10 protein-coding genes are annotated in these 18,113 nt (G+C 40.9%); 2 read left to right on the top strand and 8 right to left on the bottom strand.

What is annotated here, in order from left to right:
• Window positions 1-45: 45 nt before the first annotated feature.
• The 8 genes from ACHSBP_RS14545 to ACHSBP_RS14510 all read right to left on the bottom strand — a co-directional run bounded on the left by ACHSBP_RS14545 (window position 46) and on the right by ACHSBP_RS14510 (window position 12,119).
• Window positions 46-1,158 (bottom strand): GGDEF domain-containing protein, encoded by a 1,113-nt coding sequence (locus tag ACHSBP_RS14545; RefSeq protein ID WP_010558935.1) that lies wholly within the window; start codon window positions 1,156-1,158, stop codon window positions 46-48.
• Between the two features lie 117 nt (window positions 1,159-1,275).
• Window positions 1,276-1,962 carry a UTRA domain-containing protein gene (locus ACHSBP_RS14540; RefSeq protein ID WP_010558936.1) on the bottom strand — a complete coding sequence of 229 codons (687 nt, stop codon included), beginning with the start codon at window positions 1,960-1,962 and terminating at the stop codon, window positions 1,276-1,278.
• An 81-nt stretch (window positions 1,963-2,043) separates the two neighbouring features.
• On the bottom strand, window positions 2,044-3,459 hold the full coding sequence (locus ACHSBP_RS14535; protein WP_395389296.1) for an FAD-dependent oxidoreductase: 1,416 nt from the start codon (window positions 3,457-3,459) through the stop codon (window positions 2,044-2,046).
• Entirely contained in the window at window positions 3,459-4,268 is an 810-nt protein-coding gene (phnX, locus tag ACHSBP_RS14530) for a phosphonoacetaldehyde hydrolase (RefSeq protein WP_010558938.1), read from the bottom strand. Before phnX ends, ACHSBP_RS14535 begins: the two co-directional genes overlap by 1 nt.
• Window positions 4,269-4,277: 9 nt before the next feature.
• Window positions 4,278-5,525 (bottom strand): DUF5690 family protein, encoded by a 1,248-nt coding sequence (locus tag ACHSBP_RS14525; protein ID WP_395389293.1) that lies wholly within the window; start codon window positions 5,523-5,525, stop codon window positions 4,278-4,280.
• 307 nt (window positions 5,526-5,832) lie between these two features.
• Window positions 5,833-8,637: a TonB-dependent receptor gene (locus ACHSBP_RS14520; RefSeq protein WP_395389290.1), complete on the bottom strand. Its 2,805-nt coding sequence runs from the start codon at window positions 8,635-8,637 to the stop codon at window positions 5,833-5,835.
• A 452-nt stretch (window positions 8,638-9,089) separates the two neighbouring features.
• Window positions 9,090-10,292, bottom strand: a complete 1,203-nt coding sequence (locus tag ACHSBP_RS14515) for a hypothetical protein (protein WP_395389287.1) — start codon at window positions 10,290-10,292, stop codon at window positions 9,090-9,092.
• Between the two features lie 174 nt (window positions 10,293-10,466).
• Window positions 10,467-12,119 (bottom strand): methyl-accepting chemotaxis protein, encoded by a 1,653-nt coding sequence (locus ACHSBP_RS14510; RefSeq protein WP_395389285.1) that lies wholly within the window; start codon window positions 12,117-12,119, stop codon window positions 10,467-10,469.
• Window positions 12,120-12,251: 132 nt separating this feature from the next.
• Between ACHSBP_RS14510 and ACHSBP_RS14505 the strand changes: the two genes are divergently transcribed.
• Both ACHSBP_RS14505 and ACHSBP_RS14500 read left to right on the top strand, forming a co-directional pair.
• Window positions 12,252-13,124 (top strand): patatin-like phospholipase family protein, encoded by an 873-nt coding sequence (locus ACHSBP_RS14505; protein ID WP_010558943.1) that lies wholly within the window; start codon window positions 12,252-12,254, stop codon window positions 13,122-13,124.
• 507 nt (window positions 13,125-13,631) lie between these two features.
• On the top strand, window positions 13,632-18,110 hold the full coding sequence (locus tag ACHSBP_RS14500; protein ID WP_395389283.1) for an EAL domain-containing protein: 4,479 nt from the start codon (window positions 13,632-13,634) through the stop codon (window positions 18,108-18,110).
• The last annotated feature ends 3 nt before the right edge of the window (window positions 18,111-18,113 follow it).

Below are 18,113 nucleotides of genomic sequence, written 5' to 3'. Positions count from 1 at the left end.
TTGATAAGCTAAAGGTGATAGCTAAGGTTATTGCCTTTTGTTTTGTTAGTTAATGGTTGTTTGGTTACGTCCAGCTTGTTTAGACTGATACAAGGCTTTATCAGCTTGTGCAATATTATCATCCAAAGACACGGCTTCATTAAACTGTGTTAATCCAACACTAATGGTTAACGGCCCGTAGGCTTTATCTTTTGAGTGTTCCGTCACCGATCCACGAATGCGTTCGGCAATTTGAAAGCCAAGATTACTGTCAGTATTGGTTAAAAAAATAAAAAACTCTTCACCGCCATAACGGCAACTAATGTCGTATTCACGCGTGCAGTATTGTATTTGCTGTGCCACAAGCTTAATTGCATCATCTCCTTGTTGATGACCATGTTGATCATTTACTTGTTTAAAGTGATCAATATCTAACATTAACACCGAGCATGTTTGCTTATTGCGTTTGGCTAATGCCAGTTGATTATTAACAAGATTGTAAACCGCTGTGCGATTATATAATCCCGTTAATGCGTCTTGTGTTGCTAAGGCTTTGTATTTTAATTTGAGGTTGATCAGTTGGCTGGTGAATATAAACACCGTCAGAACCAAAATAAGCGATGAGAAATAAACAAGTGGATAATAAAAGTCTGTTTCAAAATATTCGCGGCGACTAATACCACTGGGAAGATTATAGAGCTCATAAAATATCACTATCAGCGATATCCCTAGAAAGATTGCTAATCCTTTATCTGCCTGGTTGGGATTTTCCGCTCTTACTAGGCTTATCAGTGAAATACAAAGGCAAAAAGCCGAAAACGACATGGTATAAAAGACATGACTTTCATTAAACATCAGTACACATGTAAACAGGATAAAAGAAGCAATCAGAAGGCGGCTAAGAAAGTGATTACCGCTTTTTTTACAGATGGTTAGGCCAAAAAGTACAGACGTTATCGTGCCAAATAAGTCCTCTAAGTACCAACCTGTATTTATTATTTCAAAAGGGGGCTCATTTAAAAAATAAAAAAACAACAAAGAGCTAATAAAGTAGCCAAAAAGATAGGGGGTTTCTTTGTTGTCTTTCATCACCGAGCGTAAAATAAATAACGCGAAAATACAGGCGATGATCTCTATGGTGGTACTCACACCCACTGCTTCTTGGTAACTAATACTCATTCATTCTGCCGCTGTACAATTAATGCTCTGAGTTTAGTAAAAATCCAGCATAGTTAAAATGTTAGCGCTCAGAAATTAATGAAAAATATAAGAAACTTCAGCCCTACGCGTTAGTTTTTATTGGCCAATCACTATCATTTCAATGGCATCATGCAGCCAGTATTCAATGTTGTAATCGATTAAAATACCACTTGATTCATAACGCTGACGAATCACTTTTAAACACGGCGCGCCGCTATTTTTTTCAAGGCTTTTGGCAACATCATCGGGCAGAACGGTAACACTTATTACGCATTCTTCGTTGTTAATATCCACATGATAATGAGAGGTCATAATCGTGGTGATTGAGCCATTGAGCGGTTGTGATTCTAAATCATCAAAACGGCTGGCATCGCAGTTAATCTGCTCAAACATAATGGGTCGGCCATCAAGGCTGCGAACACGCTCGATTTTATATAACGTATTCCCACTAAAGTGCTGGTTAAGCGACACATTTTCTTGTTTCTCGATACTCAATACATGGGTGTTTGGCGTAAAGCCTTGCTCTTGCGCTAATTGATAAAAATTAACCTTAGTAGCAGGTCGCCACTTAAGTTTATTGGGTGTAACAAACCAGCCGCGACGTTTTTGGCTGTAAATTAAGCCTTGTGCTTCAAGGCGGTTTAATGCTTCACGCACAGTAATACGAGTAGAATTAAAGTGTTCTTGCAGTGTGCGCTCTGATGGCAGTTTATCACCAATAACAAGTTCGCCACTGGCGATATGTGTTTGAATATACTTTTGTATTTTTTGATATAGCAACATAGAAAGCGGCTTTTAAAATCTGCAGAAAACGAGGCCTATGCTATTAGGCCTAAGAAATATGTCAAGCGTATGAATCGCGCGTTAATTTGTATCTGCCTTTGCAGCAGCACCAGAAAGCTTAGCTAAGAAATTATCGAGTTTAGATGGTGCTAAATTATTATCTTCCGCGCGCTCTTTTCGCCTGATGCCGTTGCGAATGACATAAGCGCCAAGTGTGCGAAAGGGCTCGATGGGAAAACGTTCAAGCTTTTGGTTTACAAGGCCACACCTTTGCCATTCATCGTGCGTATTTAATAGCATAGACGCGAGAATTTGCCCGCCTAAATACGATTGCACCACACCATTACCCGAGTAACCTGCTGCAACCACCACATTTTTATCGGTCTCTTGGAAAAATGGAAAACCGCTTACGCTGCGATCCGATGGACCTGTCCAGGTGCGCTCAATTTCAAAGCCATGATCGCCAAAGAAATAATTAAGTGAGTGTTGTAGCTCAGCTTGATATTGGCTGGGTGCGTTGAATTTATCACTCACCTGATTGGCAAAACTAAAATAGTTACCGCCTTTACCGAGCATTAAACGGCCGTCAATTGTTGTGCGGTAATAATTCACAAATATACGCGAATCGATCACTGTTGCCCCATGGGTAAGGTTAAGTGCTTTTAGCCTTTCAGGCATCGGCTTAGTAATCACCATATCGGATGATACCAACACAACATTTCGCGAAAATTGCGGCATTAACTTTGGTAACCAGGCATTGACGGCAAATAACAATTTTTCAGTTTTAAGGGTTTTTATTGACTGAGTTTTATTACTATAACAAACGCTAATAGTCTCGTTTTTTGGTGCGTTTATCTTTGCGTGGGAAACATAACGGCTAGATTCACTTATCACTATGCCCATTTCAATGGCAATACGGCGTAGCCCGCGAACCAGTTTAGCTGGTTGCACACTGCCAGCGTGAGGTGAAAAGACCGCGTGTTGATTCTGACCTGAGCCCGTGTGTTTCAGCTGTTCTTTATTTACTACTTGCCATTGATTAAGTGAAACAGCGTCAAGGGCATTAAGACAGGGTGTAAGCACACCTTGTTGCGCAGCATTAGACGCGCTGATATAACAGCCATCGACACGTAAATCACAGTCAATATTATGTTCTTTTGCAAATTGGGATATTGCATGAACGGCGTTTTCAGATTGTTGCACTAGCCACTTGGCGTGTGACTCACCAAAGCGTTTTTTCAAACTTAAATACTTGGTTGACCACGTCAGCATGGCACCGCCATTGCGACCCGAAGCCCCTTGGCCACATAAATCTTTTTCAAGGATCACAATACGGGTGTTTGGCGCGCGTTGTTTAATAGTGATTGCCGTCCAAAGTCCAGTAAATCCGCCACCAATAATCGCAATGTCATAAGGGTTTTCATCAATACTGGCTGAAGAAACAAAGGTTGTTTCTTCAGCCATTGCTTGATCAAACCAAAAGGGTTGATACGTCATTAAGGGCGTTCGCCTCTTGCTAATCGTGCATTAATCTCAAAAAGTACCGGTTCAATATCGGCTAAGCTATTAATTACGAAATGAGCACCTGCGCTTGATAATTGGGTATATGCTTCGCGTGATAAATCGCTTTGTTCACTTGTTGATAATGCTTGCCACTCTTCTTCACTTTTGCCTACAGCGTTGCCCGTAAGTGCCACTCCGATTGTCCACATGCCTGCATTTAACCCTTCCAAAATACCGGGAACTGAGTCATCAACTTTTACACAGTGATTGACAGAACTAATTGCCAGCTTGTTAACATTTTCTAATGCCATCCAAGGACCAGGGCGAGAGCCCGCTGTTAACTCGTCACTTGCCACACAGTAATCAGGGCGATAGCCGTGCTCAGCTGCGGCAATTTCAAGTTCGGTCATTACTTCGCGCGGGTAGCCTGAACAGCTACCGATTTTAACTCCTTTTGCTTGTAAGCGTTGTATCACTGGTAGCACGCCTTCGATAGGGGCTGAACGTTCTGCAACTTTGGCTTTTTGCAGCGGCATAAAGGTTTGGTAAATATGGTCAATTTGCTCGGTGGTCATTGCCGAACCAAACTGTTCGCACCAACGGCGATTAACAGTGTCGAGCTTGCCAAGTGATTCGATATGATCCCATTTGCCCATGCCCATTGGAATTCGTGCTTCTTCGAGCGTGATGTCAAAATCATAAGCCGATTTAAACGCTTCAACAAAGATGGTAGTGGGTGCGATTGAGCCATAGTCAACAACGGTGCCTGCCCAGTCGAGAATAAGCGCTTCTACTTGTTTCATAAATAGTCCTTAATGAGTTGGTGCGAGCGACTTAGCATTAAGTGCTCGTTTAGAGGTGTATTTGTTAGATAAAATAATGCTGAAGTAGCAAAGGGAGCTGATGACCAATACACTTGCAACTGCACAGATCCAGTAACTGGTAGCAATAAAGTAGCTCAGCCATGACAACTCTGGTTCGGCAAAAGTGCGGTACAGCAAAATACTGACCGAGCCGATATACCCAGCTGAATCAGCTAAATAGAGTAGAAAACCCACATTGGCAACACCGCCCACGGCGGCAATCATGCGGTCGAATAAAAAGCAGTTGTAGGGGATATACGCGATATAAAGCCCTGCGCCAAGTAACACCATCCAGGCTTTAGCATCTAAGATGCCTAATTCAAAGCCATAGGTACTCGCACCGAGTAACAATGTGCCAAATAAGATAAAACCATGATTGACTAAAAACGCGGTTTTGTTGTTTTTAATCAGTACCATCATGGCAAGGGCAATCAGCACGATAAATGAAATGCGAATGCCTGCGTAAGCAAAAATGGTTGGTTCTTCACCATAACCTAACGCCATCCACAGTTCTGCTTGAAAATTATCTAAAAAGTCACGAAAGCCTGTGAAAAGTAAAAAGCTTAAAACGAGCGCTGTAATACCAAACCAATATTGTTTAAAGAAATTAAACCGCGCTTTGCCATCCATTGGTGTGCGTTTTTGCCTTGCAGCAATATCGCTTTGATCAGGTTTTGGAATGGCGTTTAAACACACAACACTGAGCAGCAATAAGGGTAAAAAGAGTAGGCCAGTTAGGGCAGGCATCCATAACTCAGAAATGCCTAGGTTGTTGGTAATATAGCGGCCAACAGTTTTCACAACACCGGATGATAAAATAAAGGTGATACTTAAAATGGCACCGAGGATTTCAGTAGTGCGTCTACCTTCTAAATAACTAAAGACGACCCCCCAAATCATGCCAAGAGATAAACCATTAAAAAATAGGCAAATAATGTTAAGGCCAATTGGCAATAGTGCAAATAACACCAGCGAGAGCTCTGCGCCTAAGATCATCAAAATGATGGCGTTAGCTCGCTGCTTAGATTGCATTTCGGAAATCACTTTTACGCCGATAAATTTTGCTAGCATGTAACCAAATACTTGGCTTAATACCAGCGCCACTTTAAAGCTTACAAGCCAGTTTTCTTGCTCAAATGCAAGATAGCTTGATGCGGCAAATGGCTTTCGAAATGCATACATACAAAAATAAGTCATAAAGGCTGCGGAGGCTGCGAATAATACGAACGCGGGGCCTTGTGTCTTTTGTAACCAGTTAGCATTTTTAAACAACATAATACGTCTCGACTGCGTTTGAAAAAGGGTGCAAAGCAGGTGCTTTGCAACCTCGGTACTATCAACAAATCAGTGTTAATTTAGGGCAATTGTTTCGGGAACCCATTGTGATAGTGTTATGTGAACTTAATGTGTAACCAAAGGGGTCAAGTTTGCCATGTGATGCACCCTTACCCCTGTTAGCTTGTTCGCGTTAAAAACGTTCGTTAGAACATTCGTTAAAACTTCGTTAGAAACGATAATTAAGGCCGAGCATGCCGCGAATACCGTAATATTCGACTTGCAATGGGCGACCTTGCTGACCTTGGTAATACATTAAGGGTTCGTTCGTTAAGTTATTAAGCTCAAGGTAAACCATGGCATCGTCATTAATTTGATACGAAGTAGTGAAATCAACGCTGGTATAGTCACCGTAGTAACTGTCACTTTGTTTATCACTGCCGTGCTCTTCAACGTACTCACCTTTGTGGTTCACAGCTAAACGCGCAGCAAAGAAGGTGTTATCGTAGTAAAGGGTAATGTTAAATAATTCATCGGCTTGGCGAGGGATGCTAACAACGTCATCGCGCTCTGGGATGGTCATTTCAGAATCCATAAAGGTCGCATTTGCCATTACCCCAAAGTTCTCAAGGCTTGGCGCGATAAAACCAAAATCACGATTAAAGGCAAGTTCTAATCCCACTAATGATGCGTTGTCGCCATTTTCTGGGCGAATTAAATTAACGCCTTCACGGCCGTTGTAACTGCCAATGGAACTGCTTTGGAAAATAGGATCTTCAATATCTTTATAGAACACACCGGCTGACACTAAGCCAAGGCGGTCAAAGTAATGCTCAAACATAACATCAATGTTGTTTGAATAGGTTGGATCCAGTTCTGGGTTACCTGAAAACAGTTGGTTATCTGCTTCTAGGTAAGTTGCACCTGGCGATAATGAGCCAAAATCCGGACGGGCAAAGGTGCGTGTGAGTGCTAAACGCCAATTGGTCATATCACTCATTTTATATGTGATATGGAGCGATGGCAGCACAGAGAGATAATCATTCTCGGCCTTACTTTCAACCACTTTGTCTTGATCGGCAAGATAGGTAAAGCCCGATACTTCGGTATCGGTTTGGGTTAAACGCAGGCCACCAAGTACTTCGATTTGTTCATTAGCTTGCCATGTTGCCATACCATAAATACTGGCGTGTTGCTCGTTTACATCAAAGTTACGACCAAGGGCGCCACCATTTGAAATAAGCGCTGATTCACCAGCATCGAGCTTAAATTTATTGCGGTTTTGTGTCCAAAACTGTGCTAGCGCATCCGTGGAAGCCACTTGTGAGAACTGGCTAGCGTAATCAATGCTGAGTTCGTTTAAGTAATCATTTCGACCTGGTTGGTCGCTTAACGCAAAGTCAGCAAGCGTAGGCGCATCGCCATAGTTCTCACTATCCCATGCGTAAAATTCATCAGCAAATTCGGCAACGCGTTCTTTATCACGGTACTTCACACCGAATTTAAGTAATAAGCTGTTATCAAGTTGCCAGTCAAAATCACTGCTGAAAACGATTTTGTCTTTTTCATTAACGAATACTTTGTAGAGCTCTACCCATGCAAGCTTGGTATCGCTCGGTGACATTTGAAAGCCATTTGGCAAGTGGTTACTGATGGCATTCCATGGGTCGCTGCCGCCGTCCACTTCGTTGTAGGCATAGTTTTTACCTGTGCCACGGTCTTCAAGTCCAACATAGCCAACGTTCTTTTGGTCAAAACGCACGACAAAGTAACTATTGTCTTCACCATTTGGCATATCGCCATAGCGGAACTCATTTTCGTAACTTGAGAGTGACCAAGAAAGTGTTTTATCAAAGCCAAAATAATGTTCACCAGCAAGCTCACCGCCACGCATTTCGGTGATAAGTTCATTGCGAATGTGTTGCACTTCAACGCGGTCTTTGTCAAAACGCATACGGTGTTTGTAATGGGTTTCATCGTCGATTAAGGTGCCGTACATTGCGCTGGCGCTAACTTTACCCTGATCTAAGGTGTACTCTAAAGAGCCATTTAAACCGTAGGTTTCGCGTGTGCCTGTGTAGTCTCGAAGCTCTAAACGACGAATACCAATACCATCATTCCCGCGACGAGGTTCAAAGTTATCCGTTGCCCAATCACGTTTCCATGCAGTGGCATTAATTAGATAACCGAGTTTGTCATCGGCTACACGGTCGCCATATAGCACACTCGCAGAGTAGTTAGTGCCTTCGGCAAGTTCATTTGCACCCAGCGCGATATTAGTATTTAAGGTAAATTCGTCAGGGGCTTTTTTGGTGATGAAATTAACGTTACCACCAATTGCATCACCTTCCATATCCGGTGTGATGGCTTTTGATACTTCAACAAATTCAATAAGCTCACTTGGGAAAAAATCAAATGCAGTAGCACGGCTGGTGGTTTCTTCTTCAGCGGTTGGTAAGCGATTACCATTTATTGATGCTGAGCTCCATTGTGATGGTAAACCGCGTACAGCAACAAAACGGCCTTCCCCTTGGTCGCGCTCAATGGAAATACCCGGAATACGCTGTACTGCTTCTGCTGCATTTCGGTCTGGTAATTTGCCAATGCCGTCACTCGATATCACATTGATAATATTGCTGGCATTTTTTTGGCTGTTAGCTGCGGCCATTTCGCCACGTTGAATTTGACCAATCGCAACCACTTCTTCAATTTCATTGTTGGTGTTGTTTGCATTGAGGAAAATGGTTTCAAGTACTTTCATTTCATCATCTTTAACAGAAACGCTCAGTAACTTTGTTTGGTAACCCATGTAATTAACTTCCAGTTGATACGTACCTGGTGTTAATTTAGGAAGTTCAAAGCGGCCATTAAAGTCGGTAACGGCACTGTTATTAGTACCAACTACTTTCACCATGGCACCTGGCAGTGTTGCATGTTGATCTTTTACAACGCCTGTCAGTTTTGCTTCGGCGGCAAGAATGTGGGGGCTTGTTATCAGCAGTATACTGGCGGCAATACGCGATATATTTTTCATGTTAAGGCTTCTCAGTTAGTAAAATTATTATGGTCTAGACCAGAAACTGAAAAACAGTCTAACGAGGGTTTTTTACAAATCGGTTACGCTTGTGTGAAAAATAGAAAATCGACTGGGTTTTTTATTTAACCTGAACTTGGGATAAGAAGTTAACTAACAATTTTTAATACATATATTTTTTATTTTAAGCCTTCTAGCTTGATAATTTTTCACAGTAACAAGGCAAATTTGTGCGTCAATAGCGAGTCTATTGCAAACAAATTTAACGTAGTAATAAGTAAAAGTAGCTACTAGAAAGTAATTTGTTATTCCTAGCTCAGGTTATTCAATACATTGATTTTAAATAGATAAAATAAAGCAGCTACAAAAAATAATAATTGTAACTGCTTGTTAGGAATTTTTTTAGAGGCTTACAGCAAAGTTAAACAGCAAAAAAAGCCTTATTAGATTTGTTATACCAATAAACTCGCGGGCCTTGGGTTTGCTAATAAATCGGCAAACACCTGCCAAACAGAGTTTTTATCTTGCATATTGGCATGTTTTTCAATGTAGGCTTTAACGATATCTTGGCCGAGGTTGTAATTAAGCACATAGGCGCGGTTTGCTTTAATAAACCCTAATCGCTGTGTTGCACGCGCTTTACTCACTAAGGTGTATTTAACCAATAACTCGACTGCGAGTTGCTCTGAAATTTCGCCATCAAGTAAGCGTTTAGCAACCATGTTGTCAGCATAAGAGAGTTTTTGTATGAGCGCTTGTACTTGATAGTAGCGCTCAGCTTGTGAGACATCGAGACCGGCAAGCACGAAGAGCACTTCTTTTTCAAAGACCATGCGTTCAGGCTTTGGGAAAACCACTTCTATGCCATAGTTAGCCGAGCCTTCGGCAAGCAGTGACATCGGGGAAAATAATGGATAAACACAATATTCCATCCAGCCTTTTTCATTCACTAGGTGCTTTTCCATTAGAGAGTTAAACACATGGTGGCCGGGATAGCCTTCATGGGCGGCTAAATCGACCGCGCGTGAAATATAAATAGGGAAGTCGGTATTCATTTGAATCAAGCTAAAGTTATCGCCTTTATACCAGTTATAGCCACTCCAAATTTGGTTAGTTACATATTCCAGCTGAAAATTTTCGTTATCTGCAAGGGGAATAAATTGTTTGGTAATCTCCCGTGAACGCGCTACTGCGGCTTTAAATACGTCATCGAGTTTGTTTTTGGGGATTTCAAATTGTGCATTAAATGCCACCATGCGTTCGCTTAAACTACCGTCACCTGGCACCAAGTTTTCAAGTTCTAACAAGACTTCATCAAACTCAGTCTCCGTCTTATTGGGCGAAATGGCATCGTATAACGCAAGCGACTCATCATCGAATTTCGGTGCGTTGCCCGAAATTACATTTATAAAGGTTAGTATTGATTCATTTTGCTTTAATAAAAATGTATGTCTGAGTGTTTCGCTTTCATTTGGTGTTGTATTTTTTAAGCTATCTACAAGCTCTGTAACTTGCTGTTGAATAGCTTCAAGCGGCTCTTTGATGGTTGGTTGCCAGTGACTTGGGCCATAGTAAGCGTCAACATAATGTGGGTGATGAAGGCCAATTGCCAGTACAAGCTTTACGTATTGCTCGGCAAGGGAGTTTAATGACATAGCGAACTCATTTTAAACGATCGAAATAACAGACATAATAACCGAGATTTAAATTGTATACAATTTGGGGCTCGGTTATTAATTTAAGTATCAATATTCACTGATATCAAGTGTGCCTATGCTTATCGCTATAGGCATACGCTGCGTAGCTAATCGCGTTACACTTTTAATGCGTTACACTTTGAACTGCGATACTTGGTTCTTTAATTCGCTGGCAAGTGCGGCGAGTTCAGTACTTGCACTGCTGGTGTTTGCGGCCTCTTGCGAGGTGTTGTCTGAGATAGTAGAAATATTCACTACATTGCGATTTATCTCTTCATTAACACTGGTTTGCTCTTCTGCAGCGGTTGCAATTTGCGCCGCCATATCGTTTATTTTTGCCACCGCAGTGGTGATCAAATCAAGTGCTTCACCTGCCTGTGTTGCATTGTTTACACTGTCTTCTGCTTGTTGCTTACTTTGCAGCATTAATGCGACGGCGTCTTTACTGCCATTTTGCAAGCTTTCAATCATTTGATGAATTTCTTGAATTGAACTTTCGGTACGTGATGCCAGCGAGCGCACTTCATCTGCTACCACAGCAAAACCGCGGCCTTGCTCACCAGCTCGGGCCGCTTCTATTGCTGCGTTTAGCGCAAGTAGATTGGTTTGTTCCGCAATGCCGCGAATAACATCGAGTACGCGGCCAATTTCTTGGCTATCGTTTGATAGTTTATCAACCGAGAGTGAAGCCGTATCGATTTGTTGTGCAAGCTTATCGATGCTGGTGACTGTTGACCCAACAACGTGTTGTCCGCTGGACGCTTGAGTGTTTGCATCCATCGCCCCTGTCGCTGTGTCGGCGGCGTTGCGAGAGACTTCGTTAGCGGTGATCGCCATTTCGTTCATTGCAGTCGCAACCATATCGGTTTCTTGGCGTTGTTCGCTTATTAACGAGCTAGTATTTTCACTTGACTGGGCCAGCATGTTAGACGCCTGATGTACCTGTTCACTGGCGTTAACCACCTGTTGTAATGTGCCGTGGAAATTATCAATTAACGTATCAAATGCATGGCTCACTACGCCGAGTTCATCGTTCGATTTAACTTGGGTGCGTTTCGTCAAATCGTTGCTCTTTGCAATATCATTAATGGAATTTCGCAACGTATTAAGCGGGGCAATAATATTGTTTGTGACAAGCCAACTTAATATTGCCGCAACTAAAGCAGCAACCACAGCAAAATAAATACTAACGGAAATCGATGAGTCAATATCGTTGGTCGTTGCCTGAAAAATGACTTCTCTTTCTTGATTCATTTTGCGGTTAAGCGCGGCAAAGTCTTCGCGAGATTTTGCAGCAACAGGGCTGTAATCACGTTTATACGTTTGCCATGCTTGTTCAAGTTCTGCTTTTGTCGATGTCGATGAGAGCGTTTGAACCAGCTGAAGACTTTTTGATAAAAATGTTTCGGTGGATGATTGTGATTTAACAATCAGTTGCTTGAGCTCTTTTTGTTCGGTGTTGTCGTTAAGGGCTAATGAATTTAGCTGTGAAAAATGCGATTGAATATCCTTGATACGTTCACGCATTTTAGCAAGGTTTGATTGATAATCGTCACCAAGCATAATGCTGCGATTAATGCGCGATACGTAGTTTACATCGCGATTAATTTTGAGTGTAGTCACTTCTAACTTAACCGCGACACGGCTGTACTGCTCAAAGCTCGATTTGATTGAATTGAGCTTATAGATCTCAAAACTCGCAAACAATATTAAGGCAAATAGCAGTGCGCCAGAGATGATATTTATTTTGTTACGAACTGAGACGTTAGACAGCAGTGTATTCATGCGCTTATTCCAAAATGAGTTGATGTGACGGTATCGATTTTTAACCCAGCTAATAAGTTTAACTGATCTTATTGTTTCGGTATGTAATCTTATGTATTAATAGTAAAAATTCATTAAAATTAGATAAATACGATGAAAAAACGCATTTCACTTATTTTAGGCAGTGGCGGTGCACGTGGGCTTGCGCATATCGGAGTAATTAAAGCGCTAGAACAGCACAACTTTGAAATTTGTTCCATATCAGGGTGTTCAATTGGTGCTTTAATCGGTGGTATTTATGCGGCAGGTAAGTTGCCTGAATTTGAGAAATGGATTTTAGAAATAGACAAATACGATATTGTGTCATTGCTTGATTTAGCGTGGGGCAATAATGGGTTGGTAAAGGGCGACAAAATAATCAACACCTTAAAGAAAATGGTAGGGGATATTACGATTGCCGAGTTACCAATTAGCTACACGGCTGTTGCGTCTGATATTTTAAACGGTAAAGAAGTATGGCTAAATTCGGGGTCATTATTCGACGCGATCCGCGCATCGATTTCACTTCCTTTGTTTTTTACACCGATTGAAACCAATAATAGAATTTTAATTGATGGTGGGGTGCTAAATCCTGTGCCGATTGCGCCTACATTTAATGATGACAGTGATTATAAAATAGCGGTTAATTTAGGCAGTGAAAAAGCAACACCACCAGAGCCCATCGAAAAGGTCGAAACCCATGATGATACATCCCCAATTTCACGTTTTATTGATTCATTGCGATTTGATAAAGAAGAAAAAGAGGTGAATAAACTGGGGGCGTACGAAGTAGCTGATAAAGCATTTGATGCCATGCAGTCTCACTTAGCTGCTGCTAAATTAGCGGCATATCCGCCTGATGTACTGGTTGAGATTAGCCGTAATGCCTGTGGCACATTAGAGTTTGATAAAGCCGCTGAGATGATTGCGCTTGGTTACAGTACCTGTATAAAAGCGCTTAAAAATAACTATTTACTGATTGAGTAAGGTGTAACCCAGAGGGCCTTAACACAGCCTGTATTAGCACAAAGTTAGCGATTTAAAAGCACTTAAACAGGTGAAGAACTTCATAATTTAAACGGGGTTTACTTGGTTGTCGGTTAAATATGTATGTTTTGTTGTGTTTTATGGCCAAAATACGCGCACTTAGGCCAATACGGGCTATTATAAATGAAAGGCGTATATATAGTTATATTGTCAGGACAAGATCGGACTTGGTAAGTATAGGTTAGCTTTAAAGTACTTGATACGATAAAAGGACTATTTCGTAATATGTTTTTTATCGTTAATAATTAGCTATTTCAGCTTGTTACGGGTTTGGCTTTGCTTTAAAGTTCGTTTTGTAATGTTAAGAAGTTGTTTTAAATCAGAACAATTTTTTCTTCTTTGAATATGCATTGTGTTTTACACTGTATTAATGAAACGACAGCAGTGATGGCTCGTTGGTTTACTTCTCATATTCTGAACGGATTCATGTGACTAGGGTTTAATTTTTTGTTTCATAAAGTCTTTTCTTTTGTTCTTGTCTTACTCTTTGCATCCAGCAATGCGTTTACTGCGGAATATAGCCGGTACCTGAAAAATTACTCCGTTGAAGATGGATTATCACAAAGCTATGTCAACCAAACGCTGCAAGATAACTATGGTTACTTATGGGTGGCCACAGATTATGGTTTGAATCGCTTTGATGGGTACGAATTTGAGAGAGTCATAGGCCCTGATAATGTATTCGCAAACAATGGCATTATTGCACTTCATTCGCTAAAAAATGGCAGTTTGATTGTTAGCACGTATTATAGCGGTGCTTATTTCGTTGATCCTCTTACACTTGAAGCAACACGTTTTTATGATGGTAAATTAGTTGAAACTAAGGACGAATATTTAAGTATTGAGAGCATTATTGAAGTTAAGGACGATTTGATATTAGCAATTGGTCGCCACCTGGTTTCGTATAGTGTTGCCGATAAACAATTGAAAATTTTATTTTCATTGAATGAAAATCAAGACCTTATTCGTACCCTGTTTTACAAAGGAGAATACATATACTTTGGTACTTCGAAAGGCCTTTATGTCTATCATATCGAGACAGGTGGTGCAGGGTTAACGCACCATAAACCCTCTAACATACAAGATACCTATGATAACAACAATGTAAAATATTTAGCATGGGATCATCGTTTAGGTTTATTAATTGGCACGGTTGAAGGGTTGTTTGCACTTAAACTCGATGAAAAAGATGCTAAACCCATGCAGCTTATTCCCGATTTAAATATTTGGGGTGTGGTTAGAAATGCAGATGCATTTTATATTGGCTCTGAAAAAGGACTGTATCGCTTCGACCCAATGTCGTTTGAGTTAAATTTGCTGGCGCAATATTCAAAACGCCACCCGTTAGTCAGTAACGATGCTATTAAAGACATTTACCAAGACGACAGCGGGCTACTTTGGCTTGCGTCTGAGTCAAAGGGTGTTTATTACTGGCACCCTGATTTACAACGATTTTCAAGTTACAGTAAAGCGTCTGGTATCGATTTGTCTAATTCATCGGTAACCGACTTTATTGAATTGCAAGCAGGTACGCTTTGGGTTGCAACCGAGAATGGCCTGACAAAACTAAATACTGAAACAAAAGAAACTAAACATTTCTTCGTTAATGAGAACCCCAAAAATAAGTGGGGAAAGCACTTTATTCAGTATATTTTTGACGCAGGTGATGGAAAGATTTGGCTGGTACACAGTGAGGGATTGACACTTTTTGACACTGAAAAAGAAGTTATTGTGCCGACCAACTTATCTGCAGAAGTTAATAAAGAATTCACTGAGCTATATCCTTACGGTGTTCACCCACTAGACAAACATCGTTTGATATTTGTTAGTTACAAAGGGCATTTTATTTTAGATACACAGAAAAATGCTCTCACTTCTCTTAACAGTCTTGATAAACACTTTGATCCAGATTTATCAATTGGCTTTATGAAAAGCTTTGTAGACGATTCTGGCGTGCTTTATAGCGTTGGTGGTGCGATTTATCAATATAACTATCAAGAAGATACATTTGATTTAATTCATCAACTCGAGAATTATCAAGTACACGATTTTAAGTTTGTATCTGATTGGACACGAGATGCAGATAATACAATTTGGATTGCTTATAACGCTCACGGCATAGTGGCCCTTGATGATAAATACCAACAACAAAAAGAAATTACCTTTGCCGATGGTTTGCCGGATAATCGGTTATTCAGTGTCACGCAAAGTGATAACGGTGCACTGTGGTTTAGTTCGCAAAGTGGCTTAATCAAATATGATAAAGACTTAGATGCACTTAATCAGTATACCCACGAGCAAGGGTTGATAAGTGATGAGGTCTACAGTGCGCCACATAAATTAAAAGATGGCCGCATTGCGTTTACAACACCCGCGGGCATTATTTTGTTTAACGCCGAAGAAATTGAAAAAAGCCGAAACGACAAACCGGTAAGGTTACTTGATGTTGAGCTAAAATCTCGTGATGAGAAACTTACTTTGTCAGGTTTAATGGAGCAACAATTATCGCTTGAACATGATGATTTTGGCCTGAAATTTCACTTTTCTAACTTTGACTTTGCCAATCAAAAGCAAATTAAGTACCGTGTCGATTTACAAGGGCCAAGCAGTGTCGTTTATGAACAGTACGGTAAAAATAACATTGAGTTTACCCGCTTGTTGCCTGGTGATTATACCTTCAACGTCGCAGCCTACTCGTTAAAAGATGGGCAACTTGGCAAGCCTGAAACGTTTTCATTTTATGTCAAGCATAATCCCTGGACATCACCATATGCCATGGTTGGCTATATTATTCTGTTTCTTGGTAGTTTTACGTTTATCTATATAAAGCGAGTTAAACAGCAACATAGGCTACAACAGCTCCATGATGAATCTATGGCGGCAAAGCAGCGCGCACGTTTAGCACTTGAAGCAAGTAACAGCGGTGTGTGGGTGTATAACAGTCATAACCAGATGTTGGATCAAGAACGAATTGTTTCCGATTTAGGTTATGAGCGTGAAATGCTTACCACTCTTCATGACCATATGTCACTAATCCATCCTGAAGATCGTATTCGTTTAGAAGCAAAATGGCGAGCATTTTCAAGTGGTGAAACCAATTTGTGGGATGTGACGTACCGCATGCGTGCAAAAAGCGGTGAGTGGGTATGGTATCGTGATTTAGGCAAGCGTTCTAAAGAAAGTAAAAATGAAGAAAGCCCCGTTTATGCAGGGACTTACACCAATATTAGCGAAACCAAAAATAAGGAAATCCAAGCTCGGCTCTACGGTGAAGCACTGCGTAAAATGAACGAGTGGCTAATTGTTCTGGATAGCAAATTTAAATTAGTTGTATCAAACGAAGCGTTTAATAAACGTTTTTCAAAACATTCGGAAGACGCGACCCAAGATACATTATTGGCGTTGTTTGACGAGCAACGTCAAGCATTTTACGTTGAGCAATTAGCTAGGCTTAGGGTCGGCGAGCACTTACGTCGCGAAGAAACTTGGGTGTTTGACAACGAAACCATTGACGTATTGTTATCAATTTCCGCGATTGGTGACGAGAGTGTTAGTAACTATGTGGTTGTTGTGTCGGATTTGACGCAGCAAAAGGCGGCTGAGAAGAAGCTTACGCAAATGGCGAATTTCGATCACCTAACACAATTGGCTAATCGCAGTTTAATTAACGATCGCATCGAACAAGCCTTGCTGCATGCACAAAACAAAGTGATCGCGGTGCTATTTATTGATCTTGACCGCTTTAAACAAGTGAATGATTCACTTGGTCACAGCATTGGCGATCGGTTGTTGGTTGAAGCTGCAAAACGCATGACCGCAGTTGTTGGTGAACAACACAGTGTGGGGCGTCAAAGTGGCGATGAATTTATAGTACTATTTGACGATGTGGTTTCGCCACAAGAAATTAGCCAATACGCTAACGAGCTCAACAGCCAACTTGCCAAACCCTATAAAATTGGAGGTAATACGGTCAATATTAGTTCATCAATCGGTATTTCGTTTTACCCATTTGACGCCGAAACTACTGAAGAATTAATACAAAAAGCAGACATTGCGATGATCCACGCGAAAAACAGTGGTCGTAATTGCTACCGTTTTTATACTGAGCAGCTCAACAAAGAAGCGCGCAACCGTATGTTGCTTGAAAACGAATTAGTTAACGCAGTACAAAATCGTCAGCTTACTAACTTCTATCAACCTATTGTTAATACGCAATCACAAAAAGTAGTGGGTGTTGAGTTGCTATTGCGCTGGTTTAAAGACGGTGACATGATTTCACCGGGAGTATTTATTCCGTTGGCTGAGCAAATTGGGCAAATTGTTGCGATCACTGAAATAGCGCTTGAAACAGCGACAACAGAGTTAGCGTCATGGTTAGCAAGTAATGAGAACCGCTATCTATCAATTAATTTATCTGCACTACATATTACCCAGCCTAACTTGGTTGAGCGATTTGTTACAATTTTAGCGGACAATAACGTATCGCCACGTCAAATTCGCTTAGAAATTACCGAAGGTATTTTGATTGAAGACACGGTGAACGCCCTTGAGCAACTAGAGCGCTTGCAAAAAGCGGGTTTTAAACTGTATTTGGATGATTTTGGCACAGGATATTCGTCGTTAACTTATATTAACCAATTTCCAATTGATGTGATTAAGATAGATCAGAGTTTTATTCGCCAAATGTTATCCAGCCGTACAAACCAAGCAATTGTACAAACTATCGCTGATTTAGCTAAAAATTTAGGCAGTTACTGTATTGCCGAAGGTGTTGAAGAACTTTCGCAAGTTACTGTGTTAAAGCGTTTAGGCTGTTATAACCTTCAAGGTTTTTATTTTGCTAAGCCGGTACCGGCAACTACGTTTTTAAGTGACGAATTCCAAAGCGACGTATCACGTAAAATTAACGCCTGTAAGAACGCATAAAAA

It is taken from the genome of Pseudoalteromonas sp. XMcav1-K (genome assembly GCF_044005875.1).
GTDB classification, from domain to species: domain Bacteria; phylum Pseudomonadota; class Gammaproteobacteria; order Enterobacterales; family Alteromonadaceae; genus Pseudoalteromonas; species Pseudoalteromonas spongiae.
Note: the sequence above shows the minus strand (reverse complement) of the source record. Positions and strands in the feature narration are given on the sequence as shown.

Coding starts and splice junctions, on each gene's coding strand:
- ACHSBP_RS14545 (WP_010558935.1), bottom strand. CDS start 1,158: ATGAGTATTAGTTACCAAGAAGCAGTGGGTGTGAGTACCACCATAGAG.
- ACHSBP_RS14540 (WP_010558936.1), bottom strand. CDS start 1,962: ATGTTGCTATATCAAAAAATACAAAAGTATATTCAAACACATATCGCC.
- ACHSBP_RS14535 (WP_395389296.1), bottom strand. CDS start 3,459: ATGACGTATCAACCCTTTTGGTTTGATCAAGCAATGGCTGAAGAAACA.
- phnX (WP_010558938.1), bottom strand. CDS start 4,268: ATGAAACAAGTAGAAGCGCTTATTCTCGACTGGGCAGGCACCGTTGTT.
- ACHSBP_RS14525 (WP_395389293.1), bottom strand. CDS start 5,525: ATGACTTATTTTTGTATGTATGCATTTCGAAAGCCATTTGCCGCATCA.
- ACHSBP_RS14520 (WP_395389290.1), bottom strand. CDS start 8,637: ATGAAAAATATATCGCGTATTGCCGCCAGTATACTGCTGATAACAAGC.
- ACHSBP_RS14515 (WP_395389287.1), bottom strand. CDS start 10,292: ATGTCATTAAACTCCCTTGCCGAGCAATACGTAAAGCTTGTACTGGCA.
- ACHSBP_RS14510 (WP_395389285.1), bottom strand. CDS start 12,119: ATGAATACACTGCTGTCTAACGTCTCAGTTCGTAACAAAATAAATATC.
- ACHSBP_RS14505 (WP_010558943.1), top strand. CDS start 12,252: ATGAAAAAACGCATTTCACTTATTTTAGGCAGTGGCGGTGCACGTGGG.